This is a genomic window from Streptomyces sp. NBC_01267, from assembly GCF_036241575.1.
GTDB lineage: Bacteria > Actinomycetota > Actinomycetes > Streptomycetales > Streptomycetaceae > Streptomyces.
Window position 1 is genome coordinate 1408944 of the sequence record NZ_CP108455.1, and the last position, 23690, is coordinate 1432633.

19 protein-coding genes and 2 pseudogenes are annotated in these 23690 nt (G+C 71.6%); 12 read left to right on the forward strand and 9 right to left on the reverse strand.

Features of this window, described 5'->3' with window-relative positions; translation table 11 throughout:
* Positions 1–18: 18 nt before the first annotated feature.
* The gene (locus OG709_RS06545) at positions 19–624 is read right to left on the reverse strand and encodes a TetR family transcriptional regulator (protein ID WP_250303215.1); all 606 of its coding nucleotides are present in this window, start codon (positions 622–624) and stop codon (positions 19–21) included.
* 101 nt (positions 625–725) lie between these two features.
* Between OG709_RS06545 and hmgA the strand changes: the two genes are divergently transcribed.
* From hmgA to OG709_RS06575, 6 genes are all read left to right on the forward strand, one after another.
* Positions 726–2063: a homogentisate 1,2-dioxygenase gene (gene hmgA / locus OG709_RS06550; protein ID WP_250303214.1), complete on the forward strand. Its 1338-nt coding sequence runs from the start codon at positions 726–728 to the stop codon at positions 2061–2063.
* Positions 2064–2115: 52 nt separating this feature from the next.
* On the forward strand, positions 2116–2865 hold the full coding sequence (locus OG709_RS06555; RefSeq protein ID WP_266643831.1) for a GntR family transcriptional regulator: 750 nt from the start codon (positions 2116–2118) through the stop codon (positions 2863–2865).
* Positions 2866–3054: 189 nt separating this feature from the next.
* The gene (locus tag OG709_RS06560; RefSeq protein WP_329165212.1) at positions 3055–5325 is read left to right on the forward strand and encodes an MMPL family transporter; all 2271 of its coding nucleotides are present in this window, start codon (positions 3055–3057) and stop codon (positions 5323–5325) included.
* A gap of 99 nt (positions 5326–5424) precedes the next feature.
* Complete coding sequence (locus OG709_RS06565) at positions 5425–6558, forward strand: SPFH domain-containing protein (protein ID WP_250303211.1); 1134 nt, start codon at positions 5425–5427, stop codon at positions 6556–6558.
* A 13-nt stretch (positions 6559–6571) separates the two neighbouring features.
* The gene (locus OG709_RS06570) at positions 6572–7687 is read left to right on the forward strand and encodes a hypothetical protein (protein WP_329165214.1); all 1116 of its coding nucleotides are present in this window, start codon (positions 6572–6574) and stop codon (positions 7685–7687) included.
* A 114-nt stretch (positions 7688–7801) separates the two neighbouring features.
* The gene (locus OG709_RS06575; protein WP_326695135.1) at positions 7802–9025 is read left to right on the forward strand and encodes a type ISP restriction/modification enzyme; all 1224 of its coding nucleotides are present in this window, start codon (positions 7802–7804) and stop codon (positions 9023–9025) included.
* 8 nt (positions 9026–9033) lie between these two features.
* On the opposite strand, the gene OG709_RS06580 is transcribed toward OG709_RS06575, so the two are convergent.
* On the reverse strand, positions 9034–9753 hold the full coding sequence (locus OG709_RS06580; RefSeq protein ID WP_329169064.1) for a TetR/AcrR family transcriptional regulator: 720 nt from the start codon (positions 9751–9753) through the stop codon (positions 9034–9036).
* On the opposite strand from OG709_RS06580, the pseudogene OG709_RS06585 reads away from it, so the two are divergent.
* Together OG709_RS06585 and OG709_RS06590 are read left to right on the forward strand one after the other, a co-directional pair.
* Positions 9709–10101: pseudogene (locus OG709_RS06585) on the forward strand (ATP-binding protein DrrA1-3 family domain-containing protein); the annotation flags it as partial. The gene OG709_RS06580 and the pseudogene OG709_RS06585 overlap by 45 nt on opposite strands.
* The gene (locus OG709_RS06590; RefSeq protein ID WP_266643823.1) at positions 10098–10880 is read left to right on the forward strand and encodes an ABC transporter permease; all 783 of its coding nucleotides are present in this window, start codon (positions 10098–10100) and stop codon (positions 10878–10880) included. The pseudogene OG709_RS06585 and the gene OG709_RS06590, both read left to right, overlap by 4 nt.
* Before the next feature lie 265 nt (positions 10881–11145).
* On the opposite strand, the gene OG709_RS06595 is transcribed toward OG709_RS06590, so the two are convergent.
* Complete coding sequence (locus OG709_RS06595; protein ID WP_250303205.1) at positions 11146–11409, reverse strand: hypothetical protein; 264 nt, start codon at positions 11407–11409, stop codon at positions 11146–11148.
* 236 nt (positions 11410–11645) lie between these two features.
* On the reverse strand, positions 11646–12455 hold the full coding sequence (locus tag OG709_RS06600) for an SGNH/GDSL hydrolase family protein (RefSeq protein ID WP_250303204.1): 810 nt from the start codon (positions 12453–12455) through the stop codon (positions 11646–11648).
* A 266-nt stretch (positions 12456–12721) separates the two neighbouring features.
* Here OG709_RS06600 and OG709_RS06605 point away from each other — a divergent pair, with 266 nt between their 5' ends.
* On the forward strand, positions 12722–13816 hold the full coding sequence (locus tag OG709_RS06605; protein ID WP_250303203.1) for a DUF5925 domain-containing protein: 1095 nt from the start codon (positions 12722–12724) through the stop codon (positions 13814–13816).
* Positions 13817–13925: 109 nt separating this feature from the next.
* Here OG709_RS06605 and OG709_RS06610 read toward each other — a convergent pair whose 3' ends face one another.
* Positions 13926–14300 (reverse strand): GntR family transcriptional regulator, encoded by a 375-nt coding sequence (locus OG709_RS06610; protein ID WP_250303202.1) that lies wholly within the window; start codon positions 14298–14300, stop codon positions 13926–13928.
* 140 nt (positions 14301–14440) lie between these two features.
* On the opposite strand from OG709_RS06610, the gene OG709_RS06615 reads away from it, so the two are divergent.
* Positions 14441–14923, forward strand: coding sequence for a DUF402 domain-containing protein (locus OG709_RS06615; protein WP_250303201.1), 483 nt, complete (start codon positions 14441–14443; stop codon positions 14921–14923).
* 132 nt (positions 14924–15055) lie between these two features.
* Here the strand turns inward: OG709_RS06615 and OG709_RS06620 are convergent.
* From OG709_RS06620 to OG709_RS06635, 4 genes and pseudogenes are all read right to left on the reverse strand, one after another.
* Positions 15056–15628, reverse strand: a pseudogene (locus tag OG709_RS06620) (class I SAM-dependent methyltransferase); the annotation flags it as partial.
* A 114-nt stretch (positions 15629–15742) separates the two neighbouring features.
* Positions 15743–16606, reverse strand: coding sequence for an esterase/lipase family protein (locus tag OG709_RS06625; protein ID WP_250303200.1), 864 nt, complete (start codon positions 16604–16606; stop codon positions 15743–15745).
* A 197-nt stretch (positions 16607–16803) separates the two neighbouring features.
* Positions 16804–17742, reverse strand: coding sequence for a DNA polymerase Y family protein (locus tag OG709_RS06630; protein WP_329165222.1), 939 nt, complete (start codon positions 17740–17742; stop codon positions 16804–16806).
* Positions 17739–21185, reverse strand: a complete 3447-nt coding sequence (locus OG709_RS06635) for a DNA polymerase III subunit alpha (RefSeq protein ID WP_326695132.1) — start codon at positions 21183–21185, stop codon at positions 17739–17741. The genes OG709_RS06630 and OG709_RS06635 overlap by 4 nt, the downstream gene beginning before the upstream one ends.
* Before the next feature lie 150 nt (positions 21186–21335).
* Here OG709_RS06635 and OG709_RS06640 point away from each other — a divergent pair, with 150 nt between their 5' ends.
* Positions 21336–22367 (forward strand): DUF3533 domain-containing protein, encoded by a 1032-nt coding sequence (locus OG709_RS06640; protein WP_329165225.1) that lies wholly within the window; start codon positions 21336–21338, stop codon positions 22365–22367.
* Between the two features lie 416 nt (positions 22368–22783).
* Positions 22784–23680: an alpha/beta fold hydrolase gene (locus OG709_RS06645; RefSeq protein WP_250303628.1), complete on the forward strand. Its 897-nt coding sequence runs from the start codon at positions 22784–22786 to the stop codon at positions 23678–23680.
* Positions 23681–23690: the final 10 nt, after the last annotated feature.

Genomic DNA, 23690 nt, shown 5'->3' on the forward strand with positions numbered 1-23690 from the left:
CCCGGTGCGGGGCCGGTCTCAGTCCAGCACCGGCGCGAGGTATGCGTACAGCAGTTCCCGGGTCTCCCCGATCAGCTCGGTGTCCCCCGACGGCTGGGCGCGGAAGGCGAGTTGGAGCAGGGCGTCGGTGGCCTCGACGCCCACGAGAACCTTGCGGCGCAGCCTGCCGTCCGCCGCGCGGCCGAGGTGGGCGGCGAGCAGTTCCGAAAGGCGGTCGGCGACCTTCGGATTGGGTTCGTCCACGGCCCCTGGTCCGCCGAAGTCGACGAACGCGAAGCCGGGGACGGTACGCCGCATACCGAGGTACTCGTCCAGCACGGTGTCGATCACACCACGCCAGTCCGCCGGCGGGACGGCGCTCAGCCGGTCGGCGACCCGGTCCGCGTAGCCGTCCAGATTGCGCTGGGCCAGGGCGTCGGCCATGGCGCGCTTGTTGCCGAAGAAACGGTAGACGGAGCCGATGGGGACGGCGGCCCGCGCGGCGACGGCACGGGTGGTCAGCTGCTCGTACCCGCCCTCGTCGAGGATCTCCGCGCAGGCGTCGAGTATCCGGGTCAGCCGCTCGGCACTGCGCTGCTGGACGGGGACGCGACGGAGCGCGTTCGGATCGGGCATGGGCTCCATGATGCCTGCCGCGCTCCGGCCGCCCGGGAAGTCTCCCGTTGACGGGCGGTAACCGCAATCCTACTGTTGAGCATAGGATTCCTTCGGCACAGGAGCGGGCGATGAGCGGCATCGAGCAGGCCAGGAAGACGGCCGGGGCACTGACCTACGCCTCCGGCTTCGGCAACGAACACAGCACGGAGGCGGCGCCCGGCGCCCTGCCGCACGGGCGGAACTCCCCGCAGCGCGCACCGCTCGGCCTGTACGCGGAACAGCTCAGCGGCTCCGCCTTCACCGAGCCCCGCGCCCACAACCGGCGCTCCTGGCTCTACCGGATCAGGCCGTCGGCCGCGCACCCGCCCTTCGTACGGATCGACAACGGCACGGTGCGCGGGGCGCCGTTCACCGAGACGGTCCCCGACCCCAACCGGCTGCGCTGGGACCCGCTGCCCGAGCCCGCGCCGGGCACGGACTTCCTCGCCGGCCTGTGGACCCTGGGCGGCAACGGCGACGCGGCGCAGCGCACCGGGATGGCCGTGCACCTCTACCACGCCAACTCCCCCATGACCGACCGGGTGTTCAGCGACGCCGACGGCGAGCTGCTGATCGTTCCCGAGCGCGGCGGGCTCCTGATCCGTACCGAACTGGGGCTGCTGAGCGCCGGGCCCGGACAGATCGCGCTGATCCCGCGCGGGGTGCGGTTCCGCGTCGAGCCGCTCGACGACACGGTCCGCGGGTACGTCTGCGAGAACTACGGCCGCCCCTTCCAGCTCCCCGACCTGGGCCCGATCGGCGCCAACGGCCTCGCGCACGCACGGGACTTCCTGGCCCCGGTCGCCGCGTACGAGGACGGGGAGGCCGCGGAGCGCCCGGTACAGGTGATCAACAAGTTCTGCGGGAACCTCTGGTCGGCGACCTACGACCACTCGCCGCTGGACGTGGTCGCCTGGCACGGCAACCACGTGCCGTACGTCTACGACCTGCACCGGTTCAACGTGCTGGGGTCCATCAGCTACGACCACCCGGACCCGTCGATCTTCACGGTGCTGACCTCCCCGTCGGACACCGCGGGGCTCGCCGGTGTGGACTTCGTGGTCTTCGCGCCGCGCTGGCTGGTCGGCGAGGACACCTTCCGGCCGCCGTACTTCCACCGCAATGTGATGAGCGAGTACATGGGCCTGATCGAGGGCGCGTACGACGCGAAGACCGCGGGCAAGGGCGGCTTCGTGCCCGGCGGCGGCTCCCTGCACAACATGATGTCCGCGCACGGGCCCGACCGGGAGACCTTCGAGCGCGCCAGCGCGGCCGAGTTGAAGCCGCAGAAGGTCGACGACGGGCTGGCCTTCATGTTCGAGACGCGCTGGCCGGTGACGGCGACCGGGCAGGCGGCGACCGCGGGACACCTCCAGCCCCGGTACGACGACGTGTGGCAGGGGCTGCAACGTCACTGGAAGGCCTGAGGGATACTCCACCGGAAACGACAGCCGGTCGTATGTACGTACGGAGACCCAGGTGACCGCCTTCGCGCCCGACTCGCTGGTCCTGAACCGCAGACTGCCGCTCTGGTACCAGGTCTCGCAGTCGTTGCGCGCCTCGATACTGGGCCGCCGTCCGCAGGACCCGCTGCGGCTGCCCACCGAGGAACAGCTCGCCGGGCACTACCGCGTCAGTGTGCTCACCATGCGTCAGGCCCTCAAGGAGCTGGAGACCGAGGGGCTGATCACCAGGCACCGGCGGCGCGGCACCTTCATCGACCCCGGCGCCCGCCCGAGCGCTCCGCGCCGGCTGCTGGGGTCGATCGACGCGATCGTCGCCCAGCAGTCGGGCGAACGCACGACGGTACTGGGGCACGGCGCGGTTCCGGTGCCCGGTGAGCTCGCCGAGTACTTCCCCGGCCTGGAGGAGATCGTCGACTACACCCGGCTGCGCTGCGACGGCGACAGCGGGGAGCCCACCAACTGGGCGGAGAACGCGCTCCGCCCGGAGATCGCCGCCCGGGTCGACGTCGGCGACCTGGAGCGCTGGCCGATGACCAAGGTGCTGCGGGACGGGGTGGGGGTGCGGATCAGCCGGATCACCGACACGGTCGAGGCACGGCTCGCGGACCCGGTGACGGCCGACCTGCTCCAGGTCCCGCTGCTCTCGCCGATCCTGCACTACACCGGGGTGACGTACGACGAGGCGGGTCAGGTCGTCGACGTGGCCCGGATCCGCTACCGGGGGGACCGGTTCTCCTTCTCGGTCACCGTGGAGGCCCCGTAGGGCCCGTCGGACCCTTCGGACCCTGGCCCCCGTAGGCGCCCCGTCGCGGCGGTGGTCCGCACATGCCTCAGCAGCGTTTTGAGCCTTTAATTCTTCATGTCGCACGGTGCCCCGTTCCGGAGCAGCGCGCGGGAAGGCTCCTCCAGATCTCGGCGGCCCGCGTGCGCCGGTTCCCGTTGGGAGAGACGCATGCCGCTGGCTCAGCCGCCGCACGGCCCGGGGTCCCACCGGGCGGCGCCCGGGAAGAAGGACGCGCTGCGCGGGCTCGGTGAGTGGTGTGCCCGCCACTGGGTGACGGTGATCGTGGGCTGGCTGGTCGCCCTCGCGGCGCTCCAGGGCCTGAGCCACACGTACGGCGGTGACTACTCCGACAATTTCTCCCTGCCCGGGTCCCAGGCGCAGAAGGGCCAGAACGTCCTGAAGAAGCACGATCCGGCCGTCGGCGGGTACGGCAGCCAGATCGTGCTGCACGACACGTCGAAGCCGCTCACGGACTTCGGCTCGCAGATGAACACGGTGATCGGCAGCCTTCAGAAGCTTCCGCACGTGCTCTCCGCGCAGAGTCCGCTGCCGTCCGACGGCTCGACTCCGCCCCCGCAGTCGGGCCCGAACGTCGGGCCGCTGTCCACGGACGGATCGACCGGCTACATCACGGTCCGCTTCGATGTGCAGCCCTCCACTCTGGATCCGTCCTACCTCGACGGCGTGGACCGGGCCGTCCAGCCGCTGCGCTCCGCCGGGGTCGACGTCGAGTACGGCGGCCCGCTGGGCGAACTGGCCCGCCCGCAGCCCAACGACAGGATCAGCGAACTCATCGGCTTCGGGGTGGCGATCCTGGTCCTGGTGATCGGCTTCGGCAGCGTGCTCGCGGCGGGTGTGCCCCTGCTGACCGCGCTGATCGGTGTCGTCTGCGGGCTCGCCTGTCTCGGGCTGCTCGCCTCCGCGTTCGCCTTCGCCACGGTCGCCCCCACCCTGGCCACCATGATCGGCCTCGGTGTCGGCATCGACTACGCGCTGTTCCTGATCACCCGCCACCGGCAGGGCCTGATGGACGGCGCCGGAGCGGTGACGGCCGCGGGCCGGGCGGTGTCCACCAGCGGGCGCGCGGTCCTGGTGTCCGGCTGCACGGTCGTCATCGCCCTGGCCGGGCTGTCCGTCTCCGGCATCAGCTTCATCTCCAAACTCGGCGTCGCCGCCGCTGTCACCGTGGTCACCGCGGTCCTCGGAGCGCTCACCCTGGTGCCCGCGCTGCTGGGGCTGCTCGGCCCGCGGATCGACAAGTACCGGGTCCGCAAGCCGGTCGCCGAGTCGGACGCCGCGCCCGGCGAGGAGGCTCACGGCACCTGGCACCGGTACGCGCAGCGGGTGGAGCGCCGCCCGTGGTGGTTCCTGGCCGGCGGGGTGGTCGTGATCGCGGTGCTCGCCGTCCCGGTCTTCTTCATCCAGCTCGGTCACATCGGGGACGGCGCCGACCCGAAGTCGTTCACCGACCGCCGGGCGTACGACCTGATGACGCACGCCTTCGGCCCCGGCTCGAACGGGCCGCTGACCCTGGTCATCGACCAGACCTCGGTGCCGTCGTCGGACCGTTCCGCGCTCGCCTCACAGGCGCAGAAGGCGCTGACGGACGTCCCCGGAGCCGCGACCGTCACCCCGCTGACGCCCACCCAGGACGGGGACGTACTGGTCGGCACCGCCTACTCGGAGCAGGCCCCGCAGGACGAGACCACCACCCGGCTGACCGACCGGCTGGTCCACGACACGCTGCCCGCCGCCGTCTCGGGCACGAAGGCGCACGGCTATGTGACGGGAACGACCGCCGCCCAGGTGGACTTCCTGGACATCGTCTCCAGCCGGCTGCCGCTGATCATCGCGGTGGTGGTCGCCCTGGCCTTCCTCATCGTGCTGGCCGTCTTCCGCGGGCTGCTCGTCGCGGTCAAGGCCGCCGTGCTGAACGTCCTGTCCATCGCCGCCTCGTACGGGGTCGTGGTGGCCGTCTTCCAGTGGGGGTGGGGCGGTCCGGCGCTGGGGGTGTCGGGCAAGGTGCCCGTCGAGAGTTACGTCCCGATGATGATGTTCGCGATCGTCTTCGGCCTGAGCATGGACTACGAGATCTTCCTGCTCACCCGGGTCCACGAGGCATGGCTGCGCACCGGCGACCCGAAGGCGAGCGTCGCGCACGCTCTGGAGATCACCGCGCTGGTCATCACCTGCGCCGCGCTCATCATGGTGAGCGTGTTCGCCGCCTTCGTGATCAGCGACAACATCGTGGTGAAGATGCTGGGTCTCGGCCTGGCCGTGAGCGTGCTGATCGACGCGACGGTGGTGCGGCTGCTGCTGGTTCCGGCGGCGATGACCCTGCTCGGCAGAGCGGCCTGGTGGACGCCGCGTTGGCTGGACCGGATCCTGCCGCACGTGAACACCGAGGGCGGGCCGGACACCGGATCCGCAGCGCGCTGAGGCCCCCTGCCGGACGGGCCCGTTCCGGTATCACCGCAGGTTGCTATCGTTTCGTGGCGGGTTCCGGAGAGGGACACCACAGCGAGCGGGGGAGGTTCCATGGGGCTGTTCGACAGCATCCGCGGGGAATTCATTGACATCGTCGAATGGACCGACGACAGCCGGGACACCATCGTGTGGCGGTTCCCGCGGCACGACAACGAGATCAAGATGGGTGCCCGGCTCGTCGTACGCGAGTCGCAGACCGCGGTCTTCGTCAACGAGGGCCGGATAGCCGACGTCTTCGAGCCGGGTACGTACACCCTGGAGACACAGAACCTTCCGGTGCTCGCCACCCTGAAGGGCTGGAAGTACGGCTTCAACTCGCCTTTCAAGGCCGAGGTGTACTTCGTCACCACCCGTCAGTTCACCGACATGAAGTGGGGCACGCAGAACCCCGTCATCGTCCGTGACCCCGAGTTCGGGATGGTACGGCTGCGGGCCTTCGGCGCCTACGCCGCGCGGGTGGTGGACCCGGCCGCACTGCTGCGTGAACTGGCAGGCACCGACCCGCAGTTCCGTACCGAGGAAGTGCAGGAGTACCTGCGCCAGCTGATCGTCGGCAAGCTGGGCAGCGCGCTCGCCACCTCGGGCGTACCGATGCTGGATCTGGCGACCCGGCAGGACGAGATCGGCACCAGGCTGGCGGGGGTGCTCACCGAGGAACTGAAGCCGGTCGGTATCGCCGTCCCCAAGTTCATCATCGAGAACATCTCGCTGCCGCCCGAGGTCGAGGAGGCCATCGACACCCGTTCCCGGATGGGGATCGCGGGCAACCTCGACCAGTACAGCCAGTTCCAGGCCGCCGACGCGCTCGCCGCCGGTGCCCGCACCCCCGGCAGCGGAGTCGGCGAAGGCATGGGCCTGGGACTCGGCATGGCCGCCGGACAGCGGATGGCCGCCGGGCTCACCCCCCAGCCCGGGGCTGCCGCTCCGGCGCCCGCCGCTGCCCCCGCCCCTGCGGCGGGCCCGCCGCCGCTGCCCGCCCAGGACCAGTGGTTCGTCGGTGTCAACGGCGCCCAGCAGGGGCCGTACGACAGCGCCGCGCTGGCCGGTCTGGTGAGCGCGGGCACCCTGACCCGGGCGTCGCTCGTCTGGAAGGACGGGATGCCCGGCTGGCTGGCCGCCGACCAGGTGCCCGATGTGGGCAGACTCTTCGGCGCCGTCCCGCCGCCGCTCCCGCCACAGGCCTGAGAGCGGCAGGACGATGAGCACCGACGAGCAGAACTCGGCCGCGCCCGGCGCGGTCTCGCGTTCCTACCCGTGCCAGGCGTGCGGCGCCACCGTGGAGTTCGCGCCCGGCTCCGACGCCCTGCGCTGCCCGTACTGCGGCCATGAGCAGGCGGTCGCCGCGGTCCCGCGCCAGGTCCGTGAGCACAGTTTCGACGAACTGGCCACGCTGCCCGCCAAACCGCTGGGCACCACGGCGGAGGGCGTCCGGACGTACGTCTGTCCGGGCTGCGGCGCCCACACCGAGAGCGACGACCTCTCCGCACGCTGCCAGTTCTGCGCCACCGCGCTGGTCGCCGAACCGGACGCCACCGAGCGGGTGGCACCGGAGGCGGTGGTCCCGTTCGGCCTGGGCCACGACGAGGCCCGTACGGCGTTGCGCAAATGGACGTCGTCCCGCTGGTTCGCGCCCTCCAGCCTGAAGAAGGTCAGTGAGGCCGAGACGTTCAGGGGCAGCTACCTGCCGCACTGGACGTACGACGCGGAGACGGTCTCCGACTACCGCGGCCAGCGTGGCGTGTACTACTACGTGACCGAGACGTACACCACCACCGAGAACGGCGAGACCGTCACCAAGACCCGCGAGGTGCGCCGCACCCGCTGGTATCCGGCCTCCGGGACGGTCGACCGTGACTTCGACGACGTACTGGTCGCCGGGACCACCCATGTCGCCCACGAACAGCTGGACAAGCTGACGCCGTGGCCGCTGGAGGAGGCCAAGCCGTTCCAGCCCGAGTACCTGGCGGGGTTCCGGACCGTGCGGTACGACGTGGAGCCCGAGGACGGGCTGGAGACGGCCAAGGAGCGGATGGCCAAGGTCATCAGGTCCGACTGCCGCAAGGACATCGGCGGTGACGAACAGCGGGTGCACTCGGTGGACACCCGGTACTCGGGGCTCACCTTCAAGCTGATGCTGCTGCCCGTGTGGTTCCTGACCTACCTGTACGCGGGCAAGAGCTGGCAGGTCATGGTCAACGCCCGCACCGCCGAGGTGATCGGCGAACGCCCGTACAGCAAGGGCAAGATCGCCGCCACGGTGGTGGCTGCCCTCGCCGTCATCGCGGTGATCGTCCTCCTGGTGGTCAGAAAGTAGAGCCGGTTCGGGAAGGGGGGCGCTGGGCAGGTTGGCCGGCGCCCCCCTTTCGTGTGTCGGGGAACGCACGGTGCCCCGTCGAACCTTGCGGGCTGCGGCACGAGAGGCCCTAGCATGCGGACCGTGACGGATGACGTTCCCCTGCTCGACGATCTGATGCCCTGGTCGGTGAGGTCCCCACGGCTGGGGCGCGACTGGGTGGTGGCGCCCGACGCCCGTTCGCTCAAGGCCCGTTGGGACACGCTGGTACGGGCCGAAGGGCCCGAGCGGGAACGGCTGTTCCGCCCCACCAGGGCCAGGACGCCGGAGAGTTCCGTGTCCGCGCTGCCGGGACAGCCCACCGGGACGGGCCGCTTCAGCCGGGAGTCGGGCCCGTGTCCCGCACCGGTACGGTTCGGCCTCGGCCCGTTCGACGAGCAGTGGCTGATCCCCGATCACCGGCTGCTGGACGCCGCACGCCCGGAGCTGTGGCGGGTCGCCGACGAGCACCAGCTCTTCGCCGTCGAACAGCCCGGCGCGGCGGGAGACGGCGCGGCGGGAGACCCGGGCCCGGCGCTGCTGGTCTCGGCGGTACTCCCGGACGGCCGTTCCCCGGCGGGCCGGTCCGGCCGGATCAGGCCGCTGCACCGCAGGCCCGGCGGGGCCGAGCCCAATATCGCTCCGGGGCTGGCGGATCTGCTCACCGCGCGCTACCGGCAGGAGGTCACCGCCGAGCAGATACTCGCCTGGGCGGTGGCCGCGGCCGGGCCGGTGCCCGGCGGGTGCGGTGTACCACTGACCGCGGACCCGCGGCTCTGGTCGTCCGGGGCCGAACTGGGAGAGCAGTTGCTGCGGATCCAGCTGCGCGGGGCGCGCGGCGGTGACCGGCCCCGGCTGCCCGGGGGCCGCCGGCCCTACGTGCGGGCCGCCGTCCCGCCCCGGCCCGAGGCGCTCACGTACGACCCCGGCGAGGAGGCTCTGCTGCTCGGCACCGGGCGCGTCTCGCCGGTGCCCGCCGGGGCCTGGGACTTCACGGCGGGCGGGGTCCGGGTGCTCGACCTGTGGTTCGCGCGCAGGACCGCTCCCGCGGAGCCCGGCACGCTGGAGGCACTGCGGCCGGGCGGCTGGCTCCCCGAGTGGAACTCCGAACTGCTGGAGCTGATCACCGTGCTGGCCCTGCTGGCCGGACTCCGGTGCGATCAGCGGGAGTTACGGCGGGAGCTGGCGTCGGGCCCGCGTATCGGGCGGGCCGAGCTGGAGGCGGCGGGCGTCCTTCCGGTACCCGCGGCGGCGCGCCTCCCCGCTTCGGTGCTCGACCATCACGAAGAGGGCCCTGAAGGTCAGTTCGCCCTGGTGTGACCCGGTCGTCACCCGTCCGTGGGCACGAACGAGTCGAGCACCCGGGTCACCGCCCGGTCGAAGTAGGCGTCCATGTCCGGTGGCGGCGCCGCATCCGTGAACGCCGCCGCCAGATGCGGATAGCGGCCCGAGCCGATCTCCCGCACCAGATAGGCCGTTCGGACCGCCTGCTCCTGCTCGGCGGACCACGGCAGGGCCCGGGTCCGCTCGGCGGTCTGGACCTCGTTGGCGACATACGTGAGGACCAGCCCGCTGACCATCGCGATCAGCTCCATCTTCTCGCCGTAGGACACATCGAGCGGCTCCAGGCAGGCCAGGCTGTGGTCGATGAAGCGCAGCCCGTTCGGCGTGAAGCCGCGGTTCGGCGCCATCACCTGCGCCATCCACGGGTGTCTGCGCATGATCGCGCGGGCCCGGCGGGCGAGGTCCAGCGTGTCGGCCCGCCAGTCGCCCGACGGTTCACCGGTCAGGTCGTGCTCACCGGCCGCCGCGTCGAACATCAACTCGTACAGGTCCTCCTTGTGGGGGACGTAGTTGTACAGCGACATCGTTCCGCAGCCGAGTCCGGCCGCCACCCGGCGCATGGAGACGGCCGCCATCCCTTCCGCGTCGGCGATGCGTACGGCTTCGGCCGCGATGTCGGCCCGGCTGTACGCGGGACGGGGGCCGCGCCCGGCCCGCTCGGGACGGGCCCAGACCTGACCACGCAGTACCTGGAGGAGGCCGATCAACTGGCCGACGACATCGTGCTGGTGGACCGGGGCCGGGTCACGGTCACCGGCACGCCGGCCGAGCTGAAGGCCCGCATCGGCAGTTACGCGGAGTTGATGGTCGCCCACGAGTCGGCGATGGCCGCCGCGGCCGGTGTACTCGACCAGCTGACCGGCGCCGAGCCCCGGCTGGACCACGAACGGCACACGGTCGGGGTGACGGTGGTCGACCCGTCGCTCACCCTGCCGCGCATCGTCCGCGAACTCGACGCCGCCGGTGTACCGGTCCTCGACGCGAGTCTGCGGCCCCCGACCCTCGACGAGGTCTTCATCCGGCTCACCGACCGGACGGAGGTCATGGCATGAGCGCCCTCGTCCACGACGGAACGGCCATGCTCGGCCGCCATCTCCGGCGGATCCGCCGCGCCCCGGGCGTGCCGGTCCTGACCCAGACCATGCCGATCACGATGCTGCTCTTCTTCGGCTACGTCTTCGGCAGCGCGCTCGCGATGCCCGGCGGGCAGTACCGCGCGTACCTGCTGCCGGGCCTGCTCGCGGCGACCGCGTCCAACGGCATCATGACCGGGATGTTCCAGGCGGCCCAGGACTCGCACCGGGGCGTGATGGACCGCTTCCGCACCATGCCGGTCAGCCGCGCCGCGGTACCGCTGGGGCAGACCGCGGCGGACACTCTCCTCACAGCGGCCGGAATGGTGCCGCTGGCCCTGGTGGGGCTCGCGGTGGGGTGGCGCATCGAGGGCGGCCCGTTGCACGCGCTCGCGGCCTTCGGTGTCCTGCTGCTCTTCCGCCTCGCGACCAGCTGGGTCGGCTGCTGGCTCGGACTGCTCATCCACAACGAAGAGGCCGCGGGCCAGCTGGGCAGCGCCACCTTCATCCTTCCGCTGCTCTCCGGCGCCTACATCCCGACGGACGGAATGCCGGGATGGCTGCGGACGGTGACGGAGTGGAATCCCATCAGCGCGGTGGCCACGGCGGTGCGCGAGCTGTGCGGCAACACGCGACCCGCGGCGGATGCCGCCTGGCCGCTGCTCCATCCGGTCGCGGGCTCGCTGCTGTGGTCGCTGGTGCTGCTCGCGGTGTTCGTTCCGCTCACGGTCCGCCGGTACGCCCACGGCGGGAAGTAGGCGGAAAATACCCTCGTACGAGGGGTGGTGGGGCCGGATCCGCAACCGGTCGGCCTGCGAGCTGGGGAGGACTCGCGGGGCGGACCGGACTCGCGAACGGAAGAGAGCCTGCCGGACCGGGCTCACGGAAGGTCAGGCCCCGCGGACCGGCGAACACACCGAAGCGCCACTGCGCGCCCCGGGAATGACGGGCGGGACGTGAGCAGCGCCGCACCGGGACGGTGTGGTCGCTCGATCGTGGATCGGTCGTTCCGGTTCGGAGACTTCAGCCGCGGCTGCCGAAGAGCGAGCGGCGCAGCCGCCGCAGGGGCGCGAAGAGCTTGACGCGTGCACCCCTGCTCGTGCTGGAGTGTGCGACGTCACGCGAGGTGAGCTCACGCATCAGGGACGTCGCTTCTGCCGACTCCCGCTGAGGGACGACAGGGCCGCCCAGCACCGAGAGATGGCGGTCGAGACGCGAACTGGTCGCGCCGCTTCCGCAGGTGATCGCAGGCACTCGTGGCCTGCTGCGCACTGTTATCTGTTCCATGTCACTCCCCACCCGTACAAGGGCATCCGGCCCGGCGCACAGTAACCCTATCGCCCCTCGGCCACACCCGTGTATCCCGGGCGCCGGATTCACCGGCCCCGTACGGAGGTTGACGTGACTCTCCGAATGCGTCTGATTCCAGGGCGAGTTGCGTCCTGCCGGCCGGACCGGCCGCTCCGGGGGTCCTGGCGTACGGGGGCCCCGGCCGGCGGGGCCCCCTCCCTGGCCGACGCGTGTCAGTCCTGGGCGTTGAGCACCGGCAGATAGCCACCGGACTGACCGGCTGCCGTGGGGTGGTACGACTCGGTCAGATCGAGCAGGTTGACGCTGTGCAGCCAACTGTTCGAGGAGCAGATCTCGTGCCCGGTGAAGGCGGAGGCGATGTCACCGAAGGCGAAGCCGTGGTCGGCGGCCCGCTTGGCGGTGACGGAGTTGAGGTGGTCGGACGCCGCGTTGATCGCGGCGCGCTCGGTCTCGCTCAGTCCGACGATGCAGCTGCCGTTCAGCTGGTAGAAGCGAGGGTAGCCGAGCACGACCACGTGCGCCGAAGGGGACTTGGCGCTGATCGCCGAGTACACCTTGTCGAGCAGACCCGGGAGGGTCGAGTCGATGTAGCTGTTGGCCGTGGCGAGACTCGCGAGGCAGGTGGACTCGGAGTGCAGTACGCAGTCGGTCATGGTGCTCGCGAAACCGGCGTCGTTGCCGCCGATGGTGAGGGAGACCAGGCTGGTCGACGAGGTGAGAGCCGAGAGCTGGCTGGACAGGACATCACCCGTACGGGCGCCCGAACATGCCACGAAGGCGAACGACGAGGGCGCGTGGGCAGCCGCCCAGAGCTTCGGATACGCGAGGGTGCTGCGCTTGCAGTCCCCGCTGGCACTGTCGTAGCTGCCCGATCCGACGCCCGCCGAGTACGAGTCACCGAGGGCCACATAGCTGGTGGATGCGGCCTGTTGAGCACCCTGTGCCGCCCCCGCCCCGGTGAGGGCGAGTCCGACGGCGAGCAGGACCGAGGACGAGAGAGTCGCAAATCTGGACAGTTTCATGGAACCTCCCTTAGCAGGATTTCCGCCACGTCTGTCGTACCAGGCCACACCCATGAACTGGAAGTGTCCATGCCAATTATTCGAAGCTTCGACGGCCCGGAGTCATCTCATCGCCATTGAAGCCCGGCATTCGGCCCTTCGGGGGGAAACTCCGTTCAACCACCCGATCGATGACAGTTCGTCAGCACACGCGCCGCACGCGCCCGTCCGCGCCACCTACCACAAAGGGCGTGCGCCGGTCGCCCGTGTGCCGGATCATGGGCGCCATGTCCGCAAACCCTGAGGCATCCCTGCCGATCCGGCTCAACGTCGACGACAGCGATTCGCCGTCCGATGTCGTCGATGCGCTGTTCCTCGGCCGCTTCGCCACGGGCGAGCAGCCGTACTCGCACAGTTCGACGATCGACCGCGTCAAGAAGGGGCTCACCCTGGTGCCGCCAGGAGCGACCGTGCTGCGCGCGGCGCGTGACGACGACCGCAGCGCGACGCTCGCCGAGGGCGAGGGCTGGACCCTGCTGGTCTCCCGCTGGAACCGGGGCGCCGATGTCACGGTGACCGCGGTCAGCGAGGAACTGGCGGCGAAGGTCCTCGCCCAGTCCACGGACGGCGCGCAGGACGAGCCCGAACCGCAGCCCGAGAACGTCACCATGGGCTTCTGGTACGTCTCCCCGCGCCGCGGCCCGCACCGCACGACCCGGCAGATCGCGGCCGGCACCTGGGAGGACGTGCGCGTCAACTACACGATGCCGGTGGCCGAGGCGCTGGACGGCCTCATGAAGGTCACACCCGACGACATCTCGGGCCGGCTGCTTCTGCTGCACGGCCCGCCCGGCACCGGCAAGACGTCCGCGCTGCGGACCCTGGCCCGTTCCTGGCGCGACTGGTGCCAGGTCGACTGCGTACTCGACCCGGAGCGGCTGTTCAACGACGTCGGCTATCTGATGGACATCGCGATCGGCGAGGACGACGGTTCGGCGAAGGGCCGTTGGCGGCTGCTGTTGCTGGAGGACTGCGACGAACTCATCCGCGGCGAGGCCAAGCACACGGCGGGCCAGGCACTGTCCCGTCTGCTGAACCTCACGGACGGACTCCTCGGGCAGGGCCGGAACGTCCTGGTCGGCGTCACCACCAACGAGGATCTGGAGCGCCTGCACCCCGCGGTGGTCCGTCCGGGCCGCTGCCTCGCACGTATCGAGGTCGGCCCGCTGACCCGCAAGGAGTCGGCGGCCTGGCTCGGTACGGAAGTGGGGCTCGGGCGGGAGGGCACGACGCTGGCGGAGCTGTACGCGCTGCGGCGCGGGGCGGGACCGGCGTCCGTACCGGCGCAGGAGCGGGGCGTCGACGCGGGGCTGTACCTGTGACGCGGGCCCGGGTCCGGAGCGGGCCCGGACCGGTCGGCGCCGGAATCGCCGCGCGTGAACCCTTGAGGTGAACGCGGCCGGGACCGGGCCAAGTCCCTTCCCCGGCCGGTTACTTCGCGTACGCGGCCCGCAGCGCGTCATCGACGGCGGCCCGCGCCGCCTGCTGCCCGAGCCCCAGCCGTACCGCCCGCTCGGCGAAGACCCGCGCCGCCTCCGCCGCCTCCCGCTCCGCCGCGTCCCCGGCGGCAGCGACAAAGGTGCCGTTGCGCCCCCGCGTCTCGATCACGCCGTCGGTCTCCAGCGCCCGGTAGGCCTTGGCGACCGTGTTCGCGGCGAGCCCCAACTCCCCGGCCAGGCCGCGAACCGTCGGCAGCCGGTACCCCACCGGGAGTCTGCCCGAGCGCGCCTGTTCGGCGATCCGGGCCCGCAGTTGCTCGTACGGGGCGGTGGCGGAATCCGTATCAATGGCGATCTTCAGAGTCACCCTCCGATTCTCCCCCATTCCGGTCCCCGCTCCGCGCCCTGCGGCGGAGAAATAATGGGGAGGCGCCCGGTCATGGCGCCCGCCTACTCTCCCCTGACGACAAGCGGTCCGGTACGAGATCTGTGCGACGGAGGTACGGCATGCCCGAGAACTCGGCCGAGGTCGGCGTGGTGCTGACGAAGGCGGGACGGACGAAGATCGCCTATCCGGCGACGGTGCTCTCGGACGACGGCACCCGGGTGACCGTACGGGCGGAGTGGGCCGGGAACGGCGTACGGGACTTCGGGTTCGTCCGCTTCGAGCCCGGCGATGTCTTCACCGAGCACTACTGGCGCGACCGGTGGTACGCGGTGAAGGAGGTGCGCGCCGGAACGGGTGAACTGAAGGGCTGGTACTGCGACGTGACCCGCCCGGCCGTGGTCGGTGACGGTGAGCTGGTGGTCGAGGATCTGGACCTCGACCTGTGGGTGTCGGCGGACGGGGCCGACATTCTCCGGCTGGACGAGGACGAATTCGAGGCGAGCGGTCTCGCCGCGCGCGACCCGGAAGCGGCGAGCCGTGCCGTGCAGGCCCTGGACGAGCTGGAACTCCTCGCCGAACGCGGGCAGTTGCCGCACTCCTGACCGGATCGCCCGTAGCTGAGCACCCGTTCGGCGTGATGTCCCACGACGCCCCCAGGAAGACGGCACGGCCCGGGAAGCCCCCGTCCAGGAGCCGCGGCGGCCCGGCCCGTCCCGGCCCGCCGGTCCGTCTCAGGCCTTGGCCACCAGTACGTACCGCTCGTCGTCGACCTCGTGCCCCCACAACGCCGGGTCGGCCGAGAGCAGTTCGTGGTGGACGGACTCGGTGAGCGGGTCGAGGGCGGCCATCAGCTGGCCCGCGGAGAGCCCCACTCCGCCCCACACCCCTTCGACGAGTACGAGCCGGCCGCCCGGGTTCAGCAGGGAGCACCAGTGCTTGAGCGCGGCCTCGTGGTCGGGCAGCAGCCAGACCACGTGGCGGGCCAGCACCACGTCGAAGCTGCGCTCACCGACCGGCGGCAGGGCGGCGTCCCCCACCAGCACCTCGGCATCGGTGCCGGCCAGCTTGGCCCGCGCCTGGTCGGCCATCCGGGGCGAGAGGTCCACCGCGGTGACCCGGTGGCCCTGTCCGGTGGCAAGGAGGGCCAGGCTGCCCGTACCGCAGCCGACGTCGAGGATCTCGGCCCGCTCCCCCGGCAGCCAGCGCTTCATCCGCCCCGCCCAGGCCTCCCGCACACCGGGGTCACGCAGGCCGTGGTCGGCGCCCTCGTCGAAAGTGTCGGCAACGGTATCCCAGTTGATCGTCATGCGCCGATGCTCTCAGGTACCACTGACAATCCGGCTGATCCCGCGTCGGCGAACGCGCGGCGCCCCTCCTGACCTGGGAACGCCGCGCCGGTCGGGCCGGTCGTGCGGGCGCGCTCAGCCGATGGCGGAGGCGCAGGTGGTGGGGGTGGCGTGGGCGGGGTCGAGGGCGTTGGCGACCTCGTGGTAGGCGATCCGGTCGGTGAGCCCGATGACGACGTGTTCGGAGAGGTCGGCGGCGCACTTGTCCTGGAGCAGGACGTTGTCGACGTCGGGTCCGTCCAGGAACTGGGTCCGGTACGGGGTGACCACCTCGTCGTACTTGGTGGCGATGACGGTGTAGTGCACCCCCGGAACCGTGTCGGGCACCGAGTTCAGCTTGCTGATGAAGGGCGAGCCCGCGACCTGGTCGGCGAGTCCCGGTGCGCCCTTCTGGAGGATGTCGGCGGCGCCCGGGAAGTACGGCAGGAGTTTGGTGAGACCCGACAGGGTCGTGCCGTGGTTGTCGGGCGCGATGCCGGTCAGGGAGTTCACCTCGGCCGCACCGCCGAGGAACTTGATGTAGTAGTTCGGCATCATGCCGCCCTGCGAGTGGCCGACGAGGTCGGCCTTCGGCGCACCGGTCGCCGCGAGCACCTTGTCGACGAAGCCGGAGAGCTGTTCGGCCGACTTGTCGATCGGGCCGAGCCCGTCGAAGAGGGTCTCGCCCGGGAGTTGCCCGTAGTCGAGGGAGAAGACGCAGTAGCCGCGGTCGACCAGGTACGGGGCGAGCGCGAGGAAGTTGTCGGTCGCGTTGCCGAGGGTTCCCGGGACCAGGACGACGGGGCGGGGGTGGGCCGCGGACGGCTTGCAGGAGTAGTTGTTCCAGCCGCTGCTGGGGGCGGAGGCGGCCTGCGCTGTGGTGGCGGCGGGAACCACGGCGGCCGTGACCGCCAGGGCCAGCGCGGAGAGGGGTCCGAGCGCACGTTTCCAGGGCAGCATCGAGTGTTCTCCTTGAGACTCAGGGGAGTTGCGACGGCTGTTCGCCCTGCGGCCCGGACCACCAGAGTGTTCTGCTCACGCCAAATTACGCGTGAGTAAGGTAGCGGGGGAAGTTACGCGTCGGTAAAGAACTGATGGAGGATCAGGGGCTGATCTTCGCGGGCCACGGTATACGCCGTCCGGCCCGGTGGACCGGATCAGGCGGCGAGTGTCCCCGGCACGATCGCACCGGGACCGAACCTTGCCCGCGCCCGGTCGGCGACGGCCTCGACCCTGCGCGCCTTGTCGTCCGCAGGGTCGAACGTCAGCTGATGGGCGGAGTGCGCCACCGGCGTCAGCCCCTCGGCACGCAGCCCGATCCCCCGCACCCTGGCCCGCTGGAGACCGAGCGCGTCATGGATCGCGTACGCCGCCTCGGTGAGCGCCGCCGAGTGTGCGGTCGGCTCGCGCAGGGTGCGGCTGCGGGTGGTGGTGGACCGGTCGGCGTACCGCACGGTGAGGGTCAGCGAGCGGCACACCTGTCCCTCACCGCGCATCCGGATGCCCAGTTCCCCGGAGAGCGAGAGCAGGGCCCTGCGCTGCCGGTCCCGGTCCAGCTCGTCGCGGGGGAAGGTCCGTTCCCCGGCGGCCGAGCGGGCCGCGGCGTTCGGCACGACCCGGGTGCGGTCGATACCGCGTGCCCGTTCCTGGAGTTCACGCCCGGCGCGCGCGCCGACGATCCGCTGAAGGGTGGCCAGGGGCGCGCCGGCGACCCTGCCGATGGAGTCGAGGCCGTACGAACAGAGGGTGCGGGCCGCCTTCGGCCCGACGCCCGGAAGCGCGCCGACCGGCTTGCCGGCGAGGAACGTCCGCGCGCCGTCCGCCACCAGGGTCGTCCCCGGTCGCGCCTCACGCGCGGCCATCGTGGCCAGCAGCGGATTGGGGCCGATCCCGATCGTGCAGCCGAGCCCGTGGTGCGCGAGTGCCCGTACCCGCAGCAGCGCGGCGAGTTCGGTGGCGCTCCGCCCGAAGTACCGCTGCGCGCCGTGCACATCGAGGAGTACGGCGTCGGGCGGGAACGCCTGGACGACCGGGGTGAGGTCCTCGGTCAGGGCGAGCGGCAGGGCCTCGGGTGCGAACCGTACGTACAGGATCATCCCGCGCTCCCCGGGCTGGAGTGCCAGAGCTTGCGTCCGGTGGCGGTCTGGTCACCGGCGGGGCGGAGGTCCGCCCAGGGGTTCATCTCGTAGCCGGTGGAGAGCTGGATGCGGCGGCCGTCACCGTCCGCGGACTGCCCGGATCCGGTCGTCGGCGGGGGCGCGGCCAGCGCACCGGCGACCGCTTCGAGGCCGCCGGTGCGCCGCAGTTCCACCAGCTCGGCCAGGTTCCAGGCGGCCGAGCCGACCACGCTGAGGCTGCGCGGCCCACGCCGCTGCACCACCCCGCGCACCAGCAGCAGCCAGGAGTGGAAGACGGTGTGCGCGCACGCGTCATGGCTGTCGTCGAAGAAGGCCAGGTCGACCAGGCCCGTGCCGTCGTCCAGGGTGGTGAAGATGACCCGGCGCCCCGAGCGTACGGGCGGGGTCTGGGTGGCGGCCTTCGCTCCGGCGACCAGGACGCTCTGCCCGTGTCCGGCGGAGCGCAGCCGCTGGGCGGAGAGCACGCCCAGCTCCTTCAGGAAGGCGTAGTGGTCCTCCATCAGGTGGCGGGAGGAGTCCATGCCGAGGACGCCCAGTTCGGCGCTGAGGCGTTCCGCGTCGCTGAGGTCGGGCAGACCGGCCGGAGCCGTCTTCCGCCCCTCGCCCAGGGCGAGTTGACCGCTGTGCGCGGAGCCGCGCCGGCCCGCGTGCAGTTCGGAGACGTGCAGCAGCAGATCGCGGCGGTTGGCGCCGAACGCATCCAGCGCGCCGACCTGGGCGAGCCGCTGCGCGACCGGTTTTCCCGGTCGGGCGCGCTGCCAGAAGTCCAGCAGCGAGGAGTAGGGCTGTCCGGCCGCGATCCGTTCGGTCTCGGCCTCGCTGATGCCGTGGACGTCGGAGAGCGCGAGGCGCACCCCCCATTTACCGGACACCAGTTCGATATGGTGAGCGACCGCGGACCGGTTCACGTCCAGCGGCAGCACCGGTACCCCGCGCCGCCGCGCGTCCGCCAGCAGCAGCCGCTTCGGATACATCCCGGGGTCGTGGGTGAGCAGTCCCGCGTAGAAGGCCGCGGGGTGGTGCGCCTTCAGCCAGGCGGACTGGTACGTCGGCACGGCGAAGGCGACGGCGTGGGCCTTGCAGAAGCCGTAGGCGCCGAAGGCCTCGACGATCTCCCAGGTACGCGCGGTCACTTCGGGCGTGTAGCCCCGCCGTCCGGTCGTCTCCGTGAACCAGGCGCGGATCCGCCCCTGCCGCTCGGGGTCGGACAGCTGACGGCGCGCCTGGTCCGCCTCGCCGCGGTCGCAGCCCGTCATGATCCGCAGGATCTCGATGATCTGCTCGTGGAAGACGACGACCCCGTACGTCCCGCTCAGCGCCGGGGCCAGATCGGGGTGCGGGTAGCGGACGGGCGCGCGGCCGTGCCGGGCCTCGATGAAGGGCCGCACCATGTCGGCGGCGACGGGCCCCGGCCTGAAGAGCGAGATGTCGACGACCAGATCGTCGAAGGAGGCGGGCTGGAGCCGCCCCACCAGATCGCGCTGGCCCGGCGATTCGATCTGGAAGCAGCCCAGCGTCTCGGTGGAGCGGATGAGTTCGTACGTCGCGGGGTCGCCCGCGGGCACCTGCGCGGGATCGTCCAGGTCGAGGCGCTCCCCCGTGGCCCGTCCGATCTCGCCGACCGCGTGCGCCATCGCGGACTGCATCCGCACCCCCAGCACATCGAGCTTGAGCAGCCCGAGGTCCTCCACGTCCTCCTTGTCGAACTGGGACATGGGGAACCCTTCGCCACTGGTCGGCATCACCGGCGTACGCCGTAGCAGCGAGGCGTCGGAGAGCAGCACCCCGCACGGGTGCATGGCGATCCCGCGCGGCAGTGCGTCCAGGGACTCGACCAGGTCCCACAGGCGTCCGTACTTCTTCTCCTCCCGTTGCGACTCCGCCGCCACGGCGCGCAGTTCGGGCAGTTCGGCCAGCGCGGCGCGGGCGTCGCGGGCACGGATGTGCGGGAAGGCCTTGGCGAGCCGGTCGGTCTCCGCCGGGTCCATGGACAGGGCCGCGCCCACGTCCCGTATCGCGTGGCGCACCCGGTAGGTCTCGGGCATGGCGACGGTGGCGACCCGCTCGGCGCCGAACCGGTCGATGATCGCGCGGTAGACGTCGAGCCTGCGGGCCGACTCGACGTCGATGTCGATGTCGGGCAGCGCCAGCCGGCGTTCGGACAGGAAGCGCTCCATCAGCAGTCCGTGCTCGACGGGGTCCGCGTTGGCGATGCCCAGCAGATGGTTGACGAGGGAGCCCGCGCCGGAGCCGCGGGCCGCGACCCGGATGCCCATCGCCTTCACGTCGTCCACGACCTGGGCGACGGTGAGGAAGTACGAGGCGTGGCCGTGGAAGGCGATGATGTCCAGCTCGTGGTGCATCCGCTCCCAGTACGCGCGTCTGCGGTCGTAACCGCGCAGCACCATGCCCGCGGCGCTGCGGGAGGCGAGGACGCGCTGGGCGGTGCGGTGCGCGGCGCCGACGAGGTGCGGTTCGGGGAAGTGGACGGTGGTGCGGATGCCGAGGTCGTCCTCGGGGTCGACGACGCACGAGTCGGCCAGCGCCTGGGTCTCGTCCAGCAGCCGGTGCGCGGTGTCCCTGCGGAAGCCCGCCGCCTCGACGATCCGTTCGGCGCCGCGCAGCATCTCGCCGGTCCCCTTGAGCCAGCGCTCGCCGCTGTCGAGCCCCTTGCGCGGATCGACCGGCACCAGTCGGCGGGCGGCGTCGAGGACGTCGGCGACGGGGCCCTGGCCGGGGTCGGCGTAGCGGACGGCGTTGCTCAGCACGGGCCGTACGCCCTGGTCCGCGGCGAAGCCGACGGTGCGGGCGGCGAGCCTGAGCGAGCCGGGGCCGGTACCGCTCAGTCCGTGGTGGACGGCTTCGAGGCGGAGCGCGTCGCCGTAGAGCTCCCGCCAGGGCGCGAGCAGGACGGCGGCCCGGTCGGGGCGGCCCGCGGCGAGCGCCCGGCCGATGTCCGAGTCCGGGCCGAGCAGGACGGCCAGCCCTTCGCCGTGGTTCCCGGCCCAGGGCAGCAGGGGCCGCCCTTCGCCCGCGTGGGCTGCGGTGATCAGCCGGCACAGCGCGGCCCAGCCTGCCGCGCCGTCGCGGGCGAGGAAGGTCACGCGGGGCACCGACTCGTCGACGAACACCCCGCCGCGCACCGGGGTGCGCGCCCGGTGGGTGGGGCCCTCCGCGCGGGCCCGTTCACCGATGGCGAGCCGCGCCCCGAACAGCGGGCGCACCCCGGCCCCGGCACATGCCTTGGCGAAGCGGACCGCGCCCGCGAGGGTGTCCCGGTCGGTCAGCGCGATGGCGTCCATGCCCCGTTCGGCAGCCCGCTCGGCGAGGCGTTCCGGGTGCGAGGCCCCGTACCGCAGGGAGAAACCCGAGACGGTGTGCAGGTGCGTGAAACCGGGCATCCGCCACACCTCCTGCTCCGATGATCCAGTCCGATACCGCCTCCCCTTCACCACCATAGACCATTTCGAACGTTCGTACGATTACGCGTGTGTCAGCCATTCAGACCCGCCCCACCTGCGTAAACACCGGTCCTCCCAGACCGTGGGGCCATGACTTTCGCCGACGAGATGAAGACCGCTGTCACTCCCCGGGCCGCCCTCCTGGTCGTCGGCACGCTCGTACTGCAGCTGCTGTTCATCGCGTCCTACGTGGGGGCCCTGCACAACCCCAGGCCGAAGGACGTCCCGTTCGGCGTGGTCGCTCCCGCACAGGTCGCCCCGCAGCTCGTCAGCAGACTCGGGGCGATCCCCGGCAGACCGCTGGACCCGCGTACGGTCAGCAGCGCGGCCGAAGCCCGCCGGAAGATGCTGAACCGCGATCTCGACGGCGTACTGATCGTCAGCCCCACCGGCACCAAGGACACTCTCCTGGTCGCGTCCGGCGGCGGGACCGTGCTGTCCTCGGCCCTCGACCGGCTGGTCACCGAGGTGGAGAAGACCCAGCGGCGCACCGTGCGGACCGTGGACGTGGCACCCGCTTCCGCCCAGGACTTCGACGGCCTCTCCGCCTTCTACCTGGTCGTCGGATGGTGCGTCGGCGGCTATCTCTGCGCCTCGATCCTGGCGATCAGCGCGGGTTCCCGGGCCGCCAACCGCACGCGCGCGGCGCTCCGGCTGATGAGCATGGCGCTCTACTCGGTCCTGGGCGGGCTCGGCGGCGCGGTCATCGTCGGCCCGGTGCTCGGCGCCCTGCCCGGCAGCGTCCTGGGCCTGTGGGGCCTCGGCGCCCTGGTCGTCTTCGGGGTGGGCGCGATCACGCTCGCCCTGCAGGCGCTCACCGGCATCGTGGGGATCGGCCTGGCCGTCCTGCTGATCGTGATCGCGGGCAACCCGAGTGCGGGTGGCGCCTTCCCGCTGCCGATGCTGCCGCCCTTCTGGCACGCGATCGGCCCCTGGCTGCCACCTGGCGCCGGTACCTGGGTGGCGCGCTCCCTGGCGTACTTCAAGGGCAACTCCGTCACCGGACCGCTGCTGGTGCTCTCCGGCTGGGCGGTGGCCGGCACGGTGATCACGCTCGCCCTGTCCGTGTTCCGCAGGAGGACACCCACCGTCCCCGAGGCCCGGGAAGCACCGCGGGCCTGAGACACGCGGGCCCGGCCCGTCACGCGGACGGGCCGGGCCGTGGAGCGGGTACGGAACGTCAGCCGATCGACGCCCCGAAGGCAGCCGTAGTTGACGGTGGCGTCGAGCCCGGTGACCGTACCGCCGTGCACCTGTGTGGCCGGTCTCCGTACGGGCACACGACAACGACACGGCACCCGCACTCCTTTCACGAACGGGGATCCCGCACGGTCCCCCATCGGTACAAAAGACGTGAACTCCCATATATCCACAGCAGATGAGCGCCAGATCGTCCGCTATGCATCCGACCGGGACCGAATTCCGGCGCCCGCCCGGTCGAAACTCCGCCCACGGACCGGCTTTCCTGCCCCTGGGGAGTGCCGGTGAGGCCCCCTGATGGGTAATCATCGGAACGAAGGGGGATGCCAGTGCACACGATGCATGCATACGGCACGGAAGAATCGGCGCTGCGTGGACGGGTACGCGCGACGGACGGACGACATCTGACAGTGGAGCGCCTCGGCGACCCGCGCGGCAGGCCGGTGTTCCTGCTGCACGGCACACCGGGCAGCAGGCTCGGGCCCGCTCCCCGCGGCATGGTGCTCTACCAGCGCAGAATGCAGCTCATCGCCTTCGACCGCCCCGGATATGGAGGCAGCGACCGGCTACCGGGCCGCAGTGTCGCCGATGTCGCCCAGGACGTCCGGGCGATAGCCGACGCGCTGGGCCTCGACAAGTTCGCCGTCGTGGGACGGTCGGGCGGCGCGCCCCACGCGCTCGCCTGCGCGGCCCTGCTGCCCGACCGGGTCACCAGAGCCGCGGCCCTGGTGACGCTCGCGCCCCGGGACGCGGTGGGGCTCGACTGGTTCGAGGGCATGGCCGCGTCCAACGTCCGGGAGTACACGTCCGCCTCGGACGATCCGGACGCTCTCGTGGCCCGGCTCGTCCCGCGCTCGGCGGAGATCAGAAGAAACCCGGTCCGCCTGCTCGACCAGCTGTTCAGCGATCTCACCGACTCGGACCGCAGGGTCGTCAACGACGCGGGCGTACGGGCCATGCTGCTGCGCAACTACCAGGAGGCGCTGCGCACTTCACCGTACGGCTGGATCGACGACGCGCTTGCCTTCTCCCGTCCCTGGGGCTTCGACCCCGCCGGCATCCGCAGCCCGATCATGCTGTGGCACGGGGTGAAGGACGTCTTCTCACCGGTGGGCCACTCCCGCTGGCTGGCCGGGCAGATCCCGGGCGCGACGGCCGTACTCGAACCGGCCGCCGCGCACTTCGACGCCCTGCACGCACTCCCGCGCGTCCTCAACTGGCTGCTGGACACCTGAGGGACTGCCA

Bases quoted from the DNA above. Each gene is read 5' to 3' on its own strand.
- OG709_RS06545 (WP_250303215.1), bottom strand. From the start codon at position 624: ATGGAGCCCATGCCCGATCCGAACGCGCTCCGTCGCGTCCCCGTCCAG.
- hmgA (WP_250303214.1), top strand. From the start codon at position 726: ATGAGCGGCATCGAGCAGGCCAGGAAGACGGCCGGGGCACTGACCTAC.
- OG709_RS06560 (WP_329165212.1), top strand. From the start codon at position 3,055: ATGCCGCTGGCTCAGCCGCCGCACGGCCCGGGGTCCCACCGGGCGGCG.
- OG709_RS06565 (WP_250303211.1), top strand. From the start codon at position 5,425: ATGGGGCTGTTCGACAGCATCCGCGGGGAATTCATTGACATCGTCGAA.
- OG709_RS06570 (WP_329165214.1), top strand. From the start codon at position 6,572: ATGAGCACCGACGAGCAGAACTCGGCCGCGCCCGGCGCGGTCTCGCGT.
- OG709_RS06575 (WP_326695135.1), top strand. From the start codon at position 7,802: ATGCGGACCGTGACGGATGACGTTCCCCTGCTCGACGATCTGATGCCC.
- OG709_RS06590 (WP_266643823.1), top strand. From the start codon at position 10,098: ATGAGCGCCCTCGTCCACGACGGAACGGCCATGCTCGGCCGCCATCTC.
- OG709_RS06595 (WP_250303205.1), bottom strand. From the start codon at position 11,409: ATGGAACAGATAACAGTGCGCAGCAGGCCACGAGTGCCTGCGATCACC.
- OG709_RS06600 (WP_250303204.1), bottom strand. From the start codon at position 12,455: ATGAAACTGTCCAGATTTGCGACTCTCTCGTCCTCGGTCCTGCTCGCC.
- OG709_RS06605 (WP_250303203.1), top strand. From the start codon at position 12,722: ATGTCCGCAAACCCTGAGGCATCCCTGCCGATCCGGCTCAACGTCGAC.
- OG709_RS06615 (WP_250303201.1), top strand. From the start codon at position 14,441: ATGCCCGAGAACTCGGCCGAGGTCGGCGTGGTGCTGACGAAGGCGGGA.
- OG709_RS06625 (WP_250303200.1), bottom strand. From the start codon at position 16,606: ATGCTGCCCTGGAAACGTGCGCTCGGACCCCTCTCCGCGCTGGCCCTG.
- OG709_RS06630 (WP_329165222.1), bottom strand. From the start codon at position 17,742: ATGATCCTGTACGTACGGTTCGCACCCGAGGCCCTGCCGCTCGCCCTG.
- OG709_RS06635 (WP_326695132.1), bottom strand. From the start codon at position 21,185: ATGCCCGGTTTCACGCACCTGCACACCGTCTCGGGTTTCTCCCTGCGG.
- OG709_RS06640 (WP_329165225.1), top strand. From the start codon at position 21,336: ATGACTTTCGCCGACGAGATGAAGACCGCTGTCACTCCCCGGGCCGCC.
- OG709_RS06645 (WP_250303628.1), top strand. From the start codon at position 22,784: ATGCATGCATACGGCACGGAAGAATCGGCGCTGCGTGGACGGGTACGC.